Origin of the sequence: Cryobacterium sp. 10I1 (assembly GCF_035019805.1) — a bacterium.
Classification (GTDB): domain Bacteria; phylum Actinomycetota; class Actinomycetes; order Actinomycetales; family Microbacteriaceae; genus Cryobacterium; species Cryobacterium glucosi.
The window spans coordinates 1-312 of sequence record NZ_JASJVF010000619.1; the positions used below are offsets into that span (position 1 = coordinate 1).

The 312-nt window shown below is 68.6% G+C and carries 1 pseudogene; it reads right to left on the minus strand.

The features are described from left to right. Positions 1-312: pseudogene (locus tag QN345_RS20035) on the minus strand (glutamate dehydrogenase); the annotation flags it as partial.

Here is a 312-nt window from a genome sequence, read left to right on the forward strand (position 1 = left end):
CAGTGAGTTCAATTTGCCAGTCACGGGCACCGAGGGCGGCGAGCATCCGCTCTTCGAGCTTCTGTTCGACCTCTGCGGCGTTCCACCAGTAGGCCTGGTTGCCCTGCACCCACTCGAAGTAGGAGACGAGCACTCCGCCGGCGTTCGCAAGGATGTCGGGCACCACGAGCTGTCCGTTCGCGGCGAAGATCCGGTCGGCAGCCGGGGAGGTCGGGCCGTTCGCGCCCTCGACGATCACGCGTGCCGTCACGCGGGCAGCGTTCCCGGCGTGCAGGACGCCCTCGACCGCGGCCGGGACCAGCAGGTCGACGT